Source organism: Pseudomonas akapageensis, assembly GCF_011355085.1.
Classification (GTDB): Bacteria; Pseudomonadota; Gammaproteobacteria; order Pseudomonadales; family Pseudomonadaceae; genus Aquipseudomonas; species Aquipseudomonas akapageensis.
Map to the genome: position 1 here is coordinate 80,597 of NZ_VXCP01000056.1, position 16,470 is coordinate 97,066.

Consider the following 16,470-nt stretch of genomic DNA (forward strand, 5'->3'; position numbering starts at 1 on the left):
TCACCAGACTGTATCGTCGACTATTCTGCTAACTGTTCCCGTACACTTTTCAACTGTTCCGGTAATCTGTCACACACCAAGAATAAATAAGCAGCCTGCAAGCCGAGATCGTGCCATGACCAACCTCCTGCTCTACCAACGCATCGCCCAGCAGTTGGCCGAGGATATTCGCCGAGGCGTCTACCAGCCGGGAGAGCGCGTACCCTCTGTGCGCAAGATGAGCTCACAGCTCAATGTCAGTCACGCCACTGTCTTGCAGGCCTATGCCAATCTCGAAGACCAGGGCTTGATTCGTGCCCGGCCCCAGTCCGGCTACTATGTTCACCAGACACCGGCGCTGACGGCTCCGACACCGGACATTGCCCGCGTCGAGCGCCCCGGTCTGGTTACGCGCAGCAGCATCATCCAGCAGGTATTGGTCGAGTCGCGTCGCGAAGGTGTCTTCCCGCTCGGTGCCGCCGTGCCGCATGTGGACTACCTGCCCGTGCGTGCGCTGCATCAGCAGTTGGCCAAGGTCACCCGTTTCCACAGTCCGCGCGCCTTCAGTTATATGTTCAGCCCGGGGTTCGAGCCCTTGCGCCGCCAGGTTGCGATTCGCATGCGTGATGCCGGCGTGGTGGTCGATCCGTCGGAACTGGTCATCACCCATGGTTGCGTTGACGCGTTGCAGATGTCGTTGCGGGTGCTGACCCGTCCCGGCGACCTGATCGCGGCAGAATCGCCGACTTATTATGGCTTGCTGCAGCTGGCTGACCTGCTGGGTCTGAAGGTCATCGAAATCCCCAGCGATCCGTCCACCGGCATGAGTCTTGAGGCATTGCAGCTGGCGGCCAGCCAGTGGTCGATCAAGGCATTGGTGCTGACCACGCGCCTGAGTAATCCGCTGGGCGGGACCATGCCCGAAGAGCGTCAGAAAAATCTGCTGCGCCTGGCCTCGGACTTCGATATTCAGATTGTCGAAGACGATATCTATGGCGAACTGATGTTCGAGCAAGGGCGCACCAAGGCGCTCAAGGCCTATGACCGGCTCGATCGCGTGATTTACTGCTCGAGTTTTTCCAAGACCCTGTCGCCCGGCGTGCGTATTGGCTGGATGATCGCCGGCAAGTACCAGCAGGAAATCCAGCGCCTGCAGACGTTCAGTACCCATTCGGCCTGCAGCGTGACACAGATGGGGGTGGCGGCTTATCTGGAAAACGGTGGCTACGATCGTCACCTGCGTTTCATCCGGCAGGAATACCGGAAAAACCTGAGCGCCTATCAGTTGGCCGTTCAGCAGTATTTTCCCGAGGGCACGCAGATGACCCGGCCGACGGGTGGTTTCATTCTCTGGGTCAGCCTGCCGGGGCGGGTCAATACCCAGGAGCTGCACGTCCGTGCGCTGCAACAAGGCATCAGTATCGCGCCCGGGTTGATCTTCAGTAACACCGAGCAATTCAACCACTGCATCCGTCTTAACTGCGGGATCCCCTGGAATCGCGAGGCGGAGAGGGCGCTGATGACCCTCGGCATGCTCGCCAGCCAGCTCTGTCAGGAATCTGCGCTGGGCGGTTTTCAGTAAACTCTGGGTAAATGCAAGGCTGCACTCTTGTCAGCGCCTGCGCTAACGAGGAGCATATATACCTGTGCAGTCAATGTGTCGTGAGTCATGAAGTTTTCCTACCCTGCCAGTTTTCTGATTTTGTGTCTGTTCTACCCCGGGATTTCCTCTGCCTCGCTAGAGGCAGTCGATGCGGGTGTGCCCCCACGTCTGCAGTTGGCCGATTCGAAATCGGCGGCCAAGCCTGCTGCAAAGCCCAAGCAGCCAGCTAAGGCGGTCGCGAGCAAAACCAAAGCGCGCAAGTCGGCTGAAGTGATTTCCACCCGTTTGCCGCCAGCCCACCTGGATTTGAGCCTTCCACAGCAGATGGTCGATGAGCTTGAGCCTCCGGCGCAGGTTGTCGGCGTGCCTCGCAACGGCGTTCTGCCTTCGATGTTCGCTGACAAGCCTGCCGGCGACAGCCCTTACCAGCTCAATGGCCGGTTGATCAGCAACGAAATGCAGCTGCAGTTGCGCAATGACAGTCGCCATGAAGTCGAAGGGGCGGCCATTGAATTCGAGTACAAGCACTGACTATCCGGTCAGTCAGGTACGTCATGAAATCTCGCGGGTAGTAATTTCAAACGACTGTTTTAACGGTTACTATCCGGATTCATTCATCACTTTGCTTTCCCGAGGATTCTGTCGTCATGAAGTGCCGTGAAGGTTGTGGCGCCTGTTGCATAGCGCCATCGATCAGTTCGCCCATTCCGGGAATGCCCAATGGCAAGCCGGCGGGGGAGCGGTGCCTGCATCTGTCCGCTGCTAATCTGTGTGAACTGTTCGGGCGCCCTGAGCGACCGGCGGTCTGCGGTGGCTTTGCGGCGGATGCTGAGGTTTGCGGCAATGATCGCGACGAAGCCATAAGAATTCTGGGGTGGTGGGAGCAAGTGACGGCTGTAGCCTGACTTCGACAATAAGGAATAACAAAATGGGATCGCTGCATCGAATTGCTGTTGTGTGTGGGTTGACGACCTTGCTGGCAGCCGGGGCGCAAGCCGATGACTGGCAAGTAGCCAAGGATGCGGATGGGATCAAGATTTCCCTGAGTGATGTGGCGGGCTCCAAGTACAAGGCTTATCGCGGTGTCACCCTGATCAAGGCGAATGTCGCCAAGTTGCGTGCCTTGCAGGAAGACACGCCGGCTGCCTGTGCCTGGATCCATGAGTGCAAGACTCAGAAGTTGCTCAAGCGTGAGGGCAACGAGAGCTGGACTTACACCCAGTTCAGCCCGCCGTGGCCGGTAACCCCGCGTGATTCGGTGCTGCATGTGACCACCACCGAAGATTCCGACGGCAGCCTGACCCGCAAGCTGGAAGGCGTGCCCAAATACCTCCCTGAAGAGAAGGGGTTTGTCCGCGTGGCTCAGGTGGAAGGCTTCTGGAAGTTCGTGCCCAAGGGCGACAGCACCGAGGTGACCTACCAGGTGCACACCGAGCCGGGTGGTAGCGTGCCATCGTGGCTGGCCAACAGTTTCGTCGTGGATGCACCTTTCAATACATTGAAGGCGTTGAAGGCGAAGGCGGAGAAGTAAAGACAGGATTACAGTTTTCAAAACTATCGTTGAGTTGAAAACTGTATGACCTCGTTGACCTCGTTCCCACGCTCTGCGTGGGAATGCGTCCTGCGACGCTCCGCGCTGCGTTCTTGCAGCGACGCGGAGCGTCTGACACGGCATTCCCACGCGGAGCGTGGGAACGAGAAGCGTGAGAGCGAGAAATCAACCAACAAAAAAGGCTGCCAAATGGCAGCCTTTTTTTGTTTTCAGCGCTACAGGGCAGTGCTTACTTGCGGTCTTCCAGCTTGGTGATGTCGCGCGACTCGTAGCCGGTGTACAGCTGACGCGGGCGGCCGATCTTGTACGGGCTGGAGAGCATTTCTTTCCAGTGCGAGATCCAGCCGACGGTGCGAGCCAGGGCGAAGATCACGGTGAACATGCTGGTTGGAATGCCGATCGCCTTGAGGATGATCCCCGAGTAGAAGTCGACGTTCGGGTACAGCGAGCGCTCGATGAAGTACGGGTCGGTCAGGGCGATCTCTTCCAGGCGCATGGCCAGTTCGAGTTGCGGATCGTTTTTGATACCCAGTTCCTTGAGCACTTCGTCGCAGGTCTTTTTCATGACCGTGGCGCGTGGATCACGGTTCTTGTAGACCCGGTGACCGAAGCCCATCAGTTTGAACGGATCGTTCTTGTCCTTGGCCTTGGCGATGAACTTGTCGATGTTCGAGACATCGCCAATTTCGTCGAGCATGGTCAGTACCGCTTCGTTCGCACCGCCGTGGGCAGGGCCCCACAGTGCGGCGATACCGGCGGCGATACAGGCGAACGGGTTGGCACCCGAGGAGCCGGCAAGGCGTACGGTGGAGGTCGAGGCGTTCTGTTCGTGGTCGGCATGGAGGATGAAGATCCGATCCATGGCCTTGGCCAGTACCGGGCTGATCGGTTTGATCTCGCACGGGGTGTTGAACATCATGTGCAGGAAGTTTTCCGCGTACGACAGGTCGTTGCGCGGGTACATCATGGGCTGGCCCATGGAGTACTTGTAAACCATCGCTGCCAGGGTCGGCATCTTGGCAACCAGGCGGATCGCGGAAATTTCGCGATGCTGCGGGTTATTGATGTCCAGGGAGTCGTGGTAGAAGGCCGAAAGGGCGCCGACTACACCGCACATGACGGCCATTGGGTGGGCGTCGCGGCGGAAGCCGTTGAAGAAGGTCTTCAATTGCTCGTGAACCATGGTGTGGTTCTTCACGGTGCCGACGAACTGGGCTTTCTGTTCGGCGGTAGGCAGTTCGCCGTTGAGCAGCAGGTAGCAGGTTTCCAGGTAGTCGGACTGCTCTGCCAGTTGCTCGATCGGGTAGCCGCGATGCAGCAGGACGCCTTGATCGCCGTCGATATAAGTGATCTTCGATTCGCACGAGGCGGTCGACATGAAACCAGGGTCGAAAGTGAAACGGCCCGTGGCCGTCAGACCCCTGACATCGATAACATCGGGACCAACGGTGCCGGTTAAAATGGGCAGCTCGACGGGGGCTGCGCCCTCGATGATCAACTGCGCTTTTTTGTCAGCCATGTGGCCTCCTATTAATGCTTGAAATCATCAGACAGACCCCCCACGCAGGGCCCGCACCACTATAGTGAGATAAATTCGAAAGTCAATTTGCTTAAAGTCAGGCTGGACTGGGCTTTGGGCGCTATTTTTCCTCGAAAATCCCCGCCATTTACGCCTTTTATTCGACCAAAGCAATCCGCTATTAGGGGTAGGCCTTTTCATTGTCATTAGTGCCCTAACTGTCTATACTCGGCACCCGACCGCTCGGGGCTTTAAGGCCTGTTTTGCTGGGCGTCGTCACTTCCTGGGTGGTGGGTACCTGACCAGTGCACTTCCCGACAACTTTGCCCTGCTTGCTAGGGGCTCTTCAGTGTGAAAAAAAGCCGTGAATAGCCAACGACCTGTAAACCTAGACCTAAGGACCATCAAACTCCCTGTCACTGCTTACACGTCCATTCTTCACCGTATCTCCGGCGTCATCCTCTTCCTGGGCCTGGGCATCATGCTTTATGCATTGGGCAAATCCCTGGGTTCGGAGGAAGGCTTCGGTGAGGTGAAGGCGTGTTTGACCAGTCCGCTGGCCAAGCTTGTGACTTGGGGCCTGCTGTCCGCCTTGCTGTATCACCTGGTGGCCGGTGTACGCCACTTGCTTATGGATATGGGCATCGGTGAAACGCTGGAAGGCGGCAAACTGGGCTCGAAAATCGTGATCGCCGTTTCTGCGGTGGTGATCGTTCTGGCGGGAGTTTGGATATGGTAACCAATGTCACGAACCTGTCGCGTTCGGGCCTCTATGACTGGATGGCGCAACGCGTTTCTGCAGTCGTTCTCGCGGCTTATTTCATTTTCCTGATCGGGTACCTCGCGGCGCACCCGGGCATCGATTATGCCCAGTGGCACGCTCTGTTCTCCAATAACCTGATGCGTATCTTCAGTCTGCTGGCGCTGGTTGCCCTGGGCGCTCACGCCTGGGTCGGCATGTGGACCATCGCGACCGACTACCTGACGCCAATGGCGTTCGGCAAGTCGGCGACTGCCGTACGTTTCCTGTTTCAGGCGGTATGTGGTGTCGCGATGTTCGCGTACTTCGTCTGGGGCGTGCAGATTCTCTGGGGTATCTGATTCATGGCTATGATTCCAACGATTTCTTTCGACGCCATCATTGTTGGCGGCGGCGGTGCCGGCATGCGCGCAGCGCTGCAGCTGGCCCAGGGCGGTCACAAGACTGCCGTGATCACCAAGGTCTTCCCGACCCGTTCGCACACTGTATCGGCCCAGGGTGGCATCACCTGCGCCATCGCTTCGGCCGACCCGAACGATGACTGGCGCTGGCACATGTACGATACCGTCAAGGGTTCCGACTACATCGGTGACCAGGACGCTATCGAATACATGTGTCAGGAAGGTCCTGCAGCCGTATTCGAGCTGGACCACATGGGTCTGCCGTTCTCCCGTACCGAGACCGGCCGTATCTACCAGCGTCCGTTCGGTGGTCAGTCCAAGGACTTCGGTAAAGGCGGCCAGGCTGCCCGTACCTGCGCAGCTTCCGACCGTACCGGTCACGCGCTGCTGCACACCCTGTACCAGGGCAACCTGAAAGCAGGCACTACCTTCCTGAACGAGTACTACGCCGTTGACCTGGTCAAGAACCAGGACGGCGCCTTCGTCGGCGTGATCGCGATCTGCATCGAAACCGGCGAAACCCAGTACATCCGTTCCAAGGCCACTGTACTGGCCACTGGCGGTGCGGGCCGTATCTACGCCTCCACCACCAACGCCCTGATCAACACCGGTGACGGCGTCGGCATGGCCCTGCGTGCAGGTGTGCCGGTCCAGGACATCGAAATGTGGCAGTTCCACCCAACCGGCATCGCCGGCGCAGGTGTACTGGTCACCGAAGGTTGCCGCGGTGAAGGCGGTTACCTGATCAACAAGCACGGCGAGCGTTTCATGGAACGTTACGCGCCTAACGCCAAGGACCTTGCCGGTCGTGACGTTGTGGCCCGTTCCATGGTTAAAGAGATCATCGCCGGCAACGGCTGTGGCCCGAATGGCGACCACGTGATGCTCAAGCTCGACCACCTGGGCGAGGAAGTACTGCACAGCCGCCTGCCAGGTATCTGTGAATTGTCCAAGACCTTCGCCCACGTCGACCCTGTGGTCGCGCCGGTGCCGGTCGTTCCAACCTGCCACTACATGATGGGCGGCGTTGCCACCAACATTCATGGCCAGGCCATTACCCAGGACGCCGATGGCGTCGACCAGGTCATCCCGGGCCTGTTCGCCGTAGGTGAAGTGGCGTGCGTATCGGTTCACGGTGCCAACCGTCTGGGCGGCAACTCGTTGCTCGACCTGGTGGTTTTCGGTCGTGCGGCCGGCCTGCACCTGGAAAAAGCGCTGACCGACGGTATCGAATACCGCGACGCCAGCGACACCGACATCGAAGTTGCACTGAACCGTCTGAACAAGCTCAACGAGCGTACCACCGGTGAAGACGTGGCAACCTTGCGTCGCGAGCTGCAGAGCTGCATGCAGAACTACTTCGGTGTATTCCGTACCGGCGAATACATGCAGAAGGGTATCGAGCAACTGGCTGGCCTGCGCGAGCGTATCGCCAACGTCAAGATCAACGACAAGTCCCAGGCCTTCAACACCGCGCGCATCGAAGCGCTGGAGCTGCAGAACCTGCTGGAAGTCGCTGAAGCAACCGCCATCGCGGCCGAAGTTCGTAAAGAGTCCCGCGGCGCTCACGCCCGTGAAGACTTTGAAGACCGTGACGACGAAAACTGGCTGTGCCACACCCTGTACTTCCCAGGTGAGAAGCGGGTTGCCAAACGTGCAGTCAACTTCGCGCCGAAGACCGTACCGGCGTTCGAACCAAAAGTCCGGACTTACTAAGGGTGGCCGCTATGTTGCAAGTCGAAGTTTATCGTTACAACCCGGACACCGACTCGGCGCCTAAAACCCAGGTGTTCCAGGTCGATACCGGTGGCAAGGACCTGATGGTGCTGGACGTGCTGGCCCTGATCAAGGAACAGGACGAAGGTTTCTCCTATCGTCGTTCCTGCCGTGAAGGCGTTTGCGGTTCCGACGGCATGAACATCAACGGCAAGAACGGCCTGGCGTGCATCACGCCGCTGTCCGCTGTCGTAAAAGGTAACAAGTTGGTCGTGCGTCCGCTGCCAGGTTTGCCGGTAATCCGTGACCTGGTCGTCGATATGAGCATCTTCTACAAGCAGTACGAGAAGGTGAAGCCATACCTGCAGAACGATACGCCGGCTCCGGCCATCGAACGTCTGCAGTCGCCTGAAGAGCGCGAGAAGCTGGACGGTCTGTACGAGTGCATCCTGTGCGCTTGCTGCTCGACTTCCTGCCCGTCCTTCTGGTGGAACCCGGACAAGTTCCTGGGCCCGGCCGCACTGCTGCAAGCTTATCGCTTCCTGGCAGACAGCCGTGACACCAGGACTCAGGAACGCCTGGCGGCCCTGGATGACCCGTTCAGCGTATTCCGCTGCCGCGGGATCATGAATTGCGTAAACGTGTGCCCGAAAGGCTTGAACCCGACTAAAGCCATCGGTCACGTACGCAACATGCTGCTGCAAAGCGGCGTTTGATTTAAGCAGTTGTTGTACCCGTAATGCGCTGCGGTACAGGCATCCAAGCCTGTGCCGCAGTGATAACCAAGCGCCAGCCCACAAAGCTTGTGCTTTTACTTTTGAAGAAATGAGACCAGCAGGGGCATCCGGGCTGGTACCCGGACTATCTGCGGGACCCTCGGTGGCTTGGCTCGGTCGCTGTATTTGGACCAGTCCAGGCGTGCTGTGGAATCTCCGCCGGTGGAGTCCCCTTACCGAGGGTGACCAAGCATGCAAGAAAGCGTGATGCAGCGCATGTGGAACAGTGCCCACCTATCCGGTGGTAACGCTGCCTATATGGAAGAGCTCTACGAGCTCTACCTGCACGACCCTAACGCTGTGCCAGAAGAGTGGCGCACTTACTTCCAGAAGTTGCCCGCTGAAGGCAGCACTGCTACCGATGTTTCGCACTCCACGATCCGCGACCACTTCGTACTGCTGGCAAAGAACCAGCGCCGCGCTCAACCGGTATCCGCCGGCAGCGTGAGCAGTGAGCACGAGAAGAAGCAGGTTGAAGTGCTTCGTTTGATCCAGGCCTACCGCATGCGCGGCCACCAGGCAGCCCAGCTCGACCCGCTGGGGCTGTGGCAGCGTCCTGCGCCTGTAGACCTGTCGATCAATCATTACGGCTTGACCAATGCCGACCTTGATACGACCTTCCGTACCGGTGACCTGTTCATCGGCAAAGAGGAAGCGAGCCTACGCGAAATCTTCGACGCTTTGCAGCAGACATATTGCCGCACCATTGGCGCCGAATACACCCACATCACCGACTCCGAGCAGCGCAGCTGGTTCCAGCAGCGTCTGGAGAGCGTGCGTGGTCGCCCGGCTTACTCCGCCGACATTCAGAGCCACCTGCTCGAGCGCGTCACCGCTGCCGAAGGCCTGGAAAAATACCTGGGCACCAAGTACCCGGGCACCAAGCGTTTCGGTCTGGAAGGTGGCGAAAGCCTCATCCCGCTGCTCGACGAGCTGATCCAGCGCTCCGGTTCCTACGGTACCAAGGAAGTCGTGATCGGCATGGCTCACCGTGGCCGCTTGAACGTACTGGTCAACACGTTCGGCAAGAACCCGCGTGATCTGTTTGACGAGTTCGAAGGCAAGAAGCAGGTCGAGCTGGGCTCCGGTGACGTCAAATACCACCAGGGTTTCTCCTCCAACGTGATGACCGCAGGTGGCGAAGTTCACCTGGCCATGGCGTTCAACCCTTCGCACCTGGAAATCGTCTCGCCGGTTGTCGAAGGTTCGGTTCGTGCCCGTCAGGATCGCCGCAACGATCCGGTCGGTGACAAGGTGCTGCCGATTTCCATCCACGGTGATGCTGCATTCGCAGGTCAGGGCGTGGTCATGGAAACCTTCCAGATGTCCCAGACCCGCGGTTTCAAGACCGGCGGTACGGTGCACATCGTCATCAACAACCAGGTGGGTTTCACCATCAGCAACCCGCTGGACTCGCGTTCGACCGAGTACGCCACCGACGTTGCCAAGATGATCCAGGCGCCGATCCTGCACGTGAACGGCGATGACCCGGAAGCGGTGCTGTTCGTCACCCAGCTGGCCATCGACTACCGCATGCAGTACAAGCGCGACGTGGTCATCGACCTGGTTTGCTACCGTCGTCGCGGCCACAACGAGGCCGACGAGCCGAGCGGCACCCAGCCGCTGATGTACCAGCAGATCGCCAAGCAGCGCACCACTCGCGAGCTGTACGCCGACCGCCTGATCCAGGCTGGCCGTCTCGATGCCGAGCGCGTCAAGGCCAAGATCGACGACTACCGCAATGCGCTGGACAACGGCCTGCACGTAGTAAAAAGCCTGGTAAAAGAGCCGAACAAGGAGTTGTTCGTGGACTGGCGTCCGTATCTGGGCCACGCCTGGACCGCGCGTCACGACACTCGCTTCGATCTGAAAACCTTGCAGGAACTGTCCGCCAAGCTGCTGGAAATTCCGGAAGGCTTCGTGGTGCAGCGTCAGGTCTCGAAGATCTACGAAGACCGTCAGAAGATGCAAGCCGGCGGCCTGCCGATCAACTGGGGTTACGCCGAAACCATGGCGTACGCGACCCTGGCGTTCGAAGGTCACCCGATTCGCATGACCGGTCAGGATATCGGCCGCGGTACGTTCTCGCACCGTCACGCCGTGCTGCACAACCAGAAAGACGCCAGCACCTACATCCCGTTGCAGAACCTGTTCGAAGGCCAGCCACGTTTCGATCTGTACGATTCGTTCCTGTCCGAAGAAGCGGTCCTGGCATTCGAATACGGTTACTCGACCACCCAGCCAAACGCGCTGGTGATCTGGGAAGCCCAGTTCGGTGACTTCGCCAACGGTGCCCAGGTGGTTATCGACCAGTTCATCACCAGTGGCGAGCACAAGTGGGGCCGTCTGTGCGGTCTGACCATGCTGCTGCCGCACGGTTATGAAGGGCAGGGGCCTGAGCACTCCTCGGCACGTCTTGAGCGTTACCTGCAGCTGTGCGCCGAGCACAACATCCAGGTCTGCGTACCGACCACCCCGGCACAGATCTACCATCTGCTGCGCCGTCAGGTGATCCGTCCGCTGCGCAAGCCTCTGGTCGTGTTGACGCCAAAGTCGCTGCTGCGCCACAAGCTGGCCATCTCGACCCTCGAAGACCTGGCCGAAGGCTCGTTCCAGACCGTCATCCCGGAAATCGATGCGCTTGATCCGAAAAAGGTCACCCGCATGATCCTGTGCAGCGGCAAGGTCTACTATGACCTGCTGGAAAAACGCCGTGCCGAAGGTCGTGAAGATATCGCCATCGTGCGTATCGAGCAGCTGTATCCGTTCCCCGAGGACGACCTGATGGAGGTGCTCGCGCCTTACACCAACCTCGAAAACGTGGTCTGGTGCCAGGAAGAGCCGATGAACCAGGGCGCCTGGTACAGCAGCCAGCATCACATGCGTCGCAGCCTGACCAACCACAAGAAGGGCCTGGTCCTGGAATACGCGGGTCGTGAAGCGTCCGCCGCACCGGCTTGCGGTTACGCCTCGATGCACGCCGAGCAGCAGGAAAAACTGCTGCAAGATGCTTTCACTGTTTAATGCCTTCGCGCACTTGAAACCGAATTTAAGGAATTACTGATAATGGCTATTCAGATCAAAGCCCCTACTTTCCCGGAATCGGTTGCCGATGGCACCGTTGCCACCTGGCACAAACAACCGGGCGATGCCGTCAAGCGTGACGACCTGATCGTCGACATCGAAACCGACAAGGTCGTGCTGGAAGTTCTGGCTACCGCTGATGGTGTATTGGGCGCGATCGTCAAGAACGAAGGCGACACCGTTCTGTCCGACGAAGTTCTGGGCGCTATCGAAGAAGGCTCGGGCGCTGCTGCTCCGGCTGCTGCACCCGCCGCGGCTGCTCAAGCCGCTGCGCCTGCTGCCGGTGACCAAGACGCGATCGCAGCACCTGCTGCGCGCAAGCTGGCCGAAGAAAACGGTATCAACCTGGCCAGCGTCAAGGGCACCGGTAAAGATGGCCGTGTAACCAAGGAAGACGTGGTTGCCGCCGTTGAAGCCAAGAAAGCCGCTCCAGCTGCCGCACCGGCTGCCAAGCCGGCCGCACCTGCCGCTGCTGCACCGATCATGGCTGCCGGCGATCGCGTCGAGAAGCGCGTACCGATGACCCGCCTGCGTGCCAAGGTTGCCGAGCGTCTGGTCGAAGCCCAGTCGAACATGGCGATGCTGACCACCTTCAACGAAGTCGACATGACTGAAGTCATGGCCCTGCGTTCGAAGTACAAGGATCTGTTCGAGAAGTCCCACAACGGCGTGCGCCTGGGCTTCATGTCGTTCTTCGTGAAAGCGGCCACCGAAGCGCTGAAACGCTTCCCGGCTGTCAACGCCTCGATCGACGGTTCGGACATCGTTTACCACGGCTACGCCGACGTCGGTGTTGCCGTGTCCAGCGACCGTGGTCTGGTGGTACCGGTTCTGCGTAACGCCGAGCTGATGAGCCTGGCTGAAATCGAAGGCGGCATCGCCACCTTCGGCAAGAAAGCCCGCGACGGCAAGCTGTCCATGGAAGAAATGACCGGTGGCACCTTCACTATCACCAACGGTGGTACGTTCGGTTCCATGATGTCGACCCCGATCGTCAACCCGCCGCAAGCCGCCATTCTGGGCATGCACAACATCATTCAGCGCCCGATGGCCATCAACGGTCAGGTCGTTATCCGTCCGATGATGTACCTGGCGCTGTCCTACGATCACCGTTTGATCGATGGTAAAGAAGCTGTAACTTTCCTGGTTACCATCAAAAACCTGCTGGAAGACCCGGCTCGTCTGCTGCTGGATATCTGATAAAGCAGTTGCAAGCTGCAAGCCCGAAGCTGCGCAAGTAGCGTTTGGGCTTGTCGCTTGCGGCTTGACGATTGCCGCTTAAAGAGGATCTTTTGAATGTCGCAAAAATTTGACGTGGTAGTGATTGGTGCGGGCCCTGGCGGTTATGTTGCGGCCATCAAGGCTGCACAGCTCGGTCTGTCGACGGCGTGCATCGAGAAGTACACCGACGGCGAGGGCAAACTGGCCCTGGGCGGTACCTGCCTGAACGTCGGTTGCATTCCTTCCAAGGCGCTGCTGGACAGCTCCTGGAAATTCCACGAAGCCGAAGATGGCTTCAAAATCCATGGTATCAACCACGCTGGCGTGACCATGGACGTACCGGCCATGGTCGGTCGCAAGGCCAACATCGTCAAGAACCTGACCAGCGGTGTTGCCACCCTGTTCAAGGCCAACGGCGTGACCTCCATCCAGGGCCACGGCAAGCTGCTGGCCGGCAAGAAGGTCGAAGTCACCAAGCCTGACGGCACCGTTGAAGTCATCGAAGCCGAAAACGTGATCCTGGCCTCCGGCTCGCGTCCGATCGACATTCCGCCGGCTCCGGTCGACCAGAAAGTCATCGTCGACTCCACCGGCGCCCTGGAATTCCAGGCCGTGCCAAAACGCCTGGGCGTGATCGGCGCTGGCGTGATCGGTCTGGAACTGGGCTCGGTATGGTCGCGCCTGGGCGCTCAAGTGACTGTCATTGAAGCCCTGGATACTTTCCTGATGGCCGCCGATGCTGCGGTTTCCAAGGAAGCGCTGAAAACCCTGACCAAGCAAGGCCTGGACATCAAGCTGGGCGCGCGCGTGACTGGCTCCAAGGTCAACGGCGAAGAAGTCGTGGTGACCTACACCGACGCCAATGGCGAACAGACCATCACCTTCGACAAGCTGATCGTTGCCGTTGGTCGCCGTCCGGTGACCACTGATCTGCTGGCTGCCGACAGCGGCGTGACCATCGACGAGCGTGGTTTCATCTTCGTCGACGACTACTGCGCCACCAGCGTGCCGGGCGTTTACGCCATCGGCGACGTGGTCCGCGGTATGATGCTGGCGCACAAGGCCTCGGAAGAGGGCATCATGGTTGTCGAGCGCATCAAGGGCCACAAGACCCAGATGAACTACGACCTGATCCCTTCGGTCATTTATACTCACCCGGAAATCGCGTGGGTCGGTAAAACCGAACAGGCCTTGAAAGCCGAAGGCGTAGAAGTTAACGTCGGCACCTTCCCGTTCGCAGCCAGTGGCCGTGCCATGGCAGCCAACGACACCGGCGGTTTTGTAAAAGTCATCGCTGATGCCAAGACTGACCGCGTATTGGGCGTCCACGTGATTGGCCCAAGCGCTGCAGAACTGGTACAGCAGGGTGCGATCGGCATGGAATTCGGCACCAGCGCCGAAGACCTGGGAATGATGGTTTTCTCCCACCCGACCTTGTCCGAAGCGTTGCATGAAGCAGCGCTGGCAGTGAATGGCGGCGCCATCCACATCGCCAACCGTAAGAAGCGTTAAACAATAAGAAACCACGGCGGATGGCCCGTCGTGAGTCTTGCCTGCACGACTCACCGCGGAATATCCGCTGGACTCGACCTCCCGGGGCAACGCCTCGGGAGTAGCAGTCACAGGTGGTGCGGCACTTGTCAAAGTGCAGCGCCGAAGCGCAGTACCTAACGAAGACGGTAATAAGCATGAATCTTCACGAGTATCAGGGTAAGCAGCTGTTCGCTGAATACGGCCTGCCAGTATCCAAAGGTTACGCGGTAGACACCCCGGAAGAAGCCGCTGCGGCGTGCGAGAAAATCGGTGGGACCGAATGGGTCGTCAAAGCCCAGGTTCACGCCGGTGGTCGCGGTAAAGCGGGCGGCGTCAAGCTGGTTCGCAACAAAGAAGACGCCAAGGCTTTCGCTCAACAGTGGTTGGGCAAGCGTCTGGTGACTTACCAGACTGATGCCAATGGCCAGCCAGTCACCAAGATCCTGGTTGAATCGTGCACTGATATCGCTAAAGAGCTGTACCTGGGCGCTGTCGTTGACCGTTCGAGCCGTCGCATCGTGTTCATGGCTTCCACCGAAGGTGGCGTGGACATCGAGAAAATCGCTCACGACACCCCTGAGAAAATCCTCAAGGCCACTATCGATCCACTGGTTGGCGCTCAGCCGTTCCAGGGTCGCGACCTGGCTTTCCAACTGGGTCTGGAAGGCAAGCAAGTTGCCCAGTTCGCCAAGATCTTCGTTGGTCTGGCCAAGCTGTTCCAGGACCACGACCTGGCCCTGCTGGAAGTGAACCCGCTGGTGATCAAGGCTGACGGCGATCTGCATTGCCTGGATGCCAAGATTAACATCGACGCCAACGCCATGTACCGTCAGCCAAAGCTGAAGACTTTCCACGATCCGTCGCAAGACGATCCGCGCGAAGCGCACGCTGCCAAGTTCGAACTGAACTACGTAGCGCTGGAAGGCAACATCGGCTGCATGGTAAACGGTGCCGGCCTGGCCATGGGTACCATGGACATCGTCAACCTGCATGGCGGCAAGCCAGCCAACTTCCTCGACGTGGGTGGTGGTGCTACCAAGGAACGCGTTACCGAAGCGTTCAAGATCATCCTGTCCGACACTAACGTCGCCGCAGTACTGGTCAACATCTTCGGCGGCATCGTTCGCTGCGACATGATTGCCGAAGGCATCATCGGCGCCGTGAAAGAAGTCGGCGTGAAAATCCCGGTTGTTGTTCGCCTTGAAGGCAACAACGCTGAGCTGGGCGCTAAAGTACTGGCAGAAAGCGGTTTGAACATCATCGCTGCTACCAGCCTGACCGACGCTGCTCAACAAGTCGTTAAAGCTGCGGAGGGCAAGTAATGAGCGTCCTGATCAATAAAGACACCAAAGTCATCTGCCAGGGCTTCACCGGCTCGCAAGGTACTTTCCACTCCGAACAAGCCATCGCCTACGGCACCAAGATGGTTGGCGGCGTGACTCCAGGCAAGGGCGGCACCACCCACCTGAACCTGCCAGTGTTCAACACTGTGAAAGAAGCCGTGGAAGCCACTGGCGCTACCGCCAGCGTCATCTACGTTCCGGCTCCTTTCTGCAAGGACTCGATCCTGGAAGCAGCGTTCGGCGGCATCAAGCTGATCGTCTGCATCACCGAAGGCATTCCTACCCTGGACATGCTGGACGCCAAGGTCAAGTGCGACGAGCTGGGTGTGATCCTGATCGGCCCTAACTGCCCAGGCGTGATCACTCCGGGCGAGTGCAAGATCGGCATCATGCCAGGTCACATCCACTTGCCAGGCAAGGTCGGTATCGTTTCGCGTTCCGGCACCCTGACTTACGAAGCTGTCAAGCAGACCACTGACGCCGGTTTCGGTCAGTCCACCTGCGTCGGCATCGGTGGTGACCCGATCCCGGGCTCCAACTTCATCGACATCCTGAAGCTGTTCCAGGAAGACCCGAAGACCGAAGCGATCGTCATGATCGGCGAGATCGGCGGTTCGGCTGAAGAAGAAGCGGCTGCCTACATCAAAGCTCACGTGACCAAGCCGGTTGTTTCCTACATCGCTGGTGTGACTGCTCCTCCGGGCAAGCGCATGGGCCATGCTGGCGCAATCATCTCTGGCGGCAAAGGCACTGCAGACGAGAAATTCGCTGCACTGCAAGACGCAGGCGTGAAAACCGTGCGTTCGCTGGCAGACATCGGCAAGGCCCTGGCCGAGCTGACTGGTTGGGAAGTGAAGAAGTAAGCTTCGGCTGACTTTTTAGCTCCAGCTGCAAAGGCCACCTTCGGGTGGCCTTTGTGTTTTTGGGGTGTCTGTACCGGCCTCATCGCTGGCAAGCCAGCTCCCACAGAGTTTTGTGTCAAA

General features: G+C 58.9%; 14 protein-coding genes. 13 read left to right on the forward strand and 1 reads right to left on the reverse strand.

Features of this window, described 5'->3' with window-relative positions; genetic code table 11:
* Positions 1-115: 115 nt before the first annotated feature.
* From F2S13_RS27150 to F2S13_RS27165, 4 genes are all read left to right on the forward strand, one after another.
* Positions 116-1,561 (forward strand): aminotransferase-like domain-containing protein, encoded by a 1,446-nt coding sequence (locus F2S13_RS27150; RefSeq protein ID WP_166366762.1) that lies wholly within the window; start codon positions 116-118, stop codon positions 1,559-1,561.
* 87 nt (positions 1,562-1,648) lie between these two features.
* Positions 1,649-2,113: a hypothetical protein gene (locus F2S13_RS27155; protein ID WP_166366764.1), complete on the forward strand. Its 465-nt coding sequence runs from the start codon at positions 1,649-1,651 to the stop codon at positions 2,111-2,113.
* 116 nt (positions 2,114-2,229) lie between these two features.
* A complete protein-coding gene (locus tag F2S13_RS27160; protein ID WP_166366766.1) occupies positions 2,230-2,487 on the forward strand; it encodes a YkgJ family cysteine cluster protein in 258 nt (85 codons plus the stop codon).
* A 23-nt stretch (positions 2,488-2,510) separates the two neighbouring features.
* On the forward strand, positions 2,511-3,113 hold the full coding sequence (locus F2S13_RS27165) for an START domain-containing protein (RefSeq protein WP_166366768.1): 603 nt from the start codon (positions 2,511-2,513) through the stop codon (positions 3,111-3,113).
* Positions 3,114-3,363: 250 nt separating this feature from the next.
* On the opposite strand, the gene gltA is transcribed toward F2S13_RS27165, so the two are convergent.
* Positions 3,364-4,653: a citrate synthase gene (gltA, locus tag F2S13_RS27170; protein ID WP_166366770.1), complete on the reverse strand. Its 1,290-nt coding sequence runs from the start codon at positions 4,651-4,653 to the stop codon at positions 3,364-3,366.
* A 364-nt stretch (positions 4,654-5,017) separates the two neighbouring features.
* On the opposite strand from gltA, the gene sdhC reads away from it, so the two are divergent.
* The 9 genes from sdhC to sucD all read left to right on the forward strand — a co-directional run bounded on the left by sdhC (position 5,018) and on the right by sucD (position 16,350).
* Positions 5,018-5,392: a succinate dehydrogenase, cytochrome b556 subunit gene (sdhC, locus tag F2S13_RS27175; RefSeq protein ID WP_166366772.1), complete on the forward strand. Its 375-nt coding sequence runs from the start codon at positions 5,018-5,020 to the stop codon at positions 5,390-5,392.
* Entirely contained in the window at positions 5,386-5,754 is a 369-nt protein-coding gene (gene sdhD, locus F2S13_RS27180; protein WP_166366774.1) for a succinate dehydrogenase, hydrophobic membrane anchor protein, read from the forward strand. Before sdhC ends, sdhD begins: the two co-directional genes overlap by 7 nt.
* 3 nt (positions 5,755-5,757) lie before the next feature.
* Positions 5,758-7,530 carry a succinate dehydrogenase flavoprotein subunit gene (sdhA, locus tag F2S13_RS27185; RefSeq protein WP_166366776.1) on the forward strand — a complete coding sequence of 591 codons (1,773 nt, stop codon included), beginning with the start codon at positions 5,758-5,760 and terminating at the stop codon, positions 7,528-7,530.
* Positions 7,531-7,541: 11 nt separating this feature from the next.
* Complete coding sequence (locus F2S13_RS27190) at positions 7,542-8,246, forward strand: succinate dehydrogenase iron-sulfur subunit (RefSeq protein ID WP_166366778.1); 705 nt, start codon at positions 7,542-7,544, stop codon at positions 8,244-8,246.
* A gap of 252 nt (positions 8,247-8,498) precedes the next feature.
* Positions 8,499-11,330 (forward strand): 2-oxoglutarate dehydrogenase E1 component, encoded by a 2,832-nt coding sequence (locus F2S13_RS27195; protein ID WP_166366780.1) that lies wholly within the window; start codon positions 8,499-8,501, stop codon positions 11,328-11,330.
* Positions 11,331-11,372: 42 nt separating this feature from the next.
* Positions 11,373-12,590, forward strand: a complete 1,218-nt coding sequence (odhB, locus tag F2S13_RS27200) for a 2-oxoglutarate dehydrogenase complex dihydrolipoyllysine-residue succinyltransferase (RefSeq protein WP_166366782.1) — start codon at positions 11,373-11,375, stop codon at positions 12,588-12,590.
* 96 nt (positions 12,591-12,686) lie between these two features.
* On the forward strand, positions 12,687-14,123 hold the full coding sequence (gene lpdA, locus F2S13_RS27205) for a dihydrolipoyl dehydrogenase (protein WP_166366784.1): 1,437 nt from the start codon (positions 12,687-12,689) through the stop codon (positions 14,121-14,123).
* Between the two features lie 176 nt (positions 14,124-14,299).
* Entirely contained in the window at positions 14,300-15,466 is a 1,167-nt protein-coding gene (sucC, locus tag F2S13_RS27210; protein WP_166366786.1) for an ADP-forming succinate--CoA ligase subunit beta, read from the forward strand.
* Positions 15,466-16,350, forward strand: a complete 885-nt coding sequence (gene sucD / locus F2S13_RS27215; RefSeq protein ID WP_166366788.1) for a succinate--CoA ligase subunit alpha — start codon at positions 15,466-15,468, stop codon at positions 16,348-16,350. Before sucC ends, sucD begins: the two co-directional genes overlap by 1 nt.
* Positions 16,351-16,470 lie beyond the last annotated feature (120 nt).